Origin of the sequence: Shinella sp. M31, assembly GCF_049199205.1 — a bacterium.
GTDB lineage: Bacteria > Pseudomonadota > Alphaproteobacteria > Rhizobiales > Rhizobiaceae > Shinella.
Genome location: NZ_JBLZPH010000169.1, coordinates 1 through 1,683, shown reverse-complemented (window position 1 = coordinate 1,683; position 1,683 = coordinate 1). Strand labels below are relative to the sequence as shown.

At 64.3% G+C, this 1,683-nt stretch carries 1 protein-coding gene; it reads right to left on the bottom strand.

Going from position 1 to position 1,683, the window contains the following annotated elements; genetic code table 11:
* The coding region (locus ACOZKU_RS26365) for a methyl-accepting chemotaxis protein (RefSeq protein WP_421581396.1) at positions 1–1,660 on the bottom strand (1,660 nt) is incomplete at its 3' end.
* Positions 1,661–1,683 lie beyond the last annotated feature (23 nt).

Sequence of the window (1,683 nt, the reverse complement as noted above, 5' to 3'; positions counted from 1 at the left end):
CGTTGATGGTGACGACGCGGGTTTCGATGTCGGAGAGGGCGGCCCCCGTCTCCTGGACATATTTCACGCCGACGGCCACTTCGCTGCCCGACTTGGTGATCAGGCCCTTGATGTCCTTGGCGGCACTGGCGGCGCGCTGGGCGAGTTCACGCACTTCCTGCGCGACGACCGCAAATCCCTTCCCGGCTTCGCCCGCACGGGCGGCCTCCACGCCGGCATTCAGCGCCAGGAGGTTGGTCTGGAAGGCGATCTCGTCGATCACGGAAATAATCTGGCTGATCTCGCTGGAGGCCTGCTCGATGCGGCCCATGGCGTCGATGGCGTTGCGCACGATGGCGCCGGACTGCTTGGCGCTCTGCGTCGCCTCGCCGACCATCGAGGTCGCCTCGTTTGCCCGCTCCGTTGAATTCTTGACGGCTGCGGTGATCTCTTCGAGCGCGGCGGAGGTTTCCTCCAGCGCCGCGGCCTGTTGCTCGGTGCGCTTGGACAGATCGTCCGAGGCGGTGCGCAACTCACCGGAATTGGCGTTGATGGCATCCGTCGAGCCACGCACTTCGCGCATGGTGCGCTGGAGCGTGGCGAGCGTCGCGTTGACGTTCTGCTGCAGCTCGGCGAAGGCGCCTCGGAACGCACCGTTCATGGTCTGCGTCAGGTCGCCGTCGGCCAGCGAGCCGATGACGCGGCGGGTTTCGGCAATGCCCTCCTCGACGCCGGCGACCAGCTCGTTGACGGAGCGGGCGAAGCGGTTGAGGTCTTCGTTGTGATAATCCTTGCTGATGCGCGAGGAGAAGTCGCCGGCAGCAGCCGCGTGCACCACGGTCGCAATGGAGGACTGGAGGTCCGCGCTCTTTTCGCGCAGCACCTGTTCCTGGGCATTGAGGTCGCGCACGGTGATGGCGTTCTGGCGGAAGACGGCGACGGCGGCGGCCATTTCGCCGATTTCGTCCTTGCGGCCGGCATAGGGCACTTCCGTCTCAAGATCGCCGCCGGCAAGGCGGTTCATCGTGTCGGTGACCTTCTGGATCGGGCGGCTGAGTTCGTTCGTCGCGATATAGAAGGCGATACCGCCGCCCAGAACGAGGCCGGCACCGACCGTGCCGAGCACGAGCGTCAGCATCAGGGTCTCGAAGGAGGCGATGTCGGCCTTGATGGTCGTCAGGTTCTCGTTGTCCGTCTGCACGACGGCATCGATTTCCTTCTGGAAGGCCTTGCGGTTGGCGCGGTTCAGCTCGTTGTTGCCCTGCTCGTTGGCGGCGACAATCGATTCCGTCGTGCCGAGGCGGGCCGTTTCCATGCGGAAGGTGCGGAATTCGGCGGCGCGCGAAACCACGGCATCGAAGGCGGCCTTCTGCGCATCCGGAACGAGCGGCTGCCATTCCTTGAGCGTCGCGTCGATGCCGTCGAGTTCCTTGGCGATGCCTTCGGCGAACTTCTTGGCACCGTCGGTATCCTTGGCGGCATAGACGCCGCGCGCTTCCATGACGACGGCAGTGACTTGGCGGTTCAGATGTTCGCCGAGGAAGGCGCGATCGGCGGCGTTCTCGTACTGATGCAGCTTGTCGCTGTATTCCGAGACCACATGAACGGCGATGGCGCCGATGAGGACGGAAATGAAGCCCATCACGCCCACGATAAGGTAAATCTTGCCGCGTATCTTCACGTCATACTCCAAAGGCACAGCTG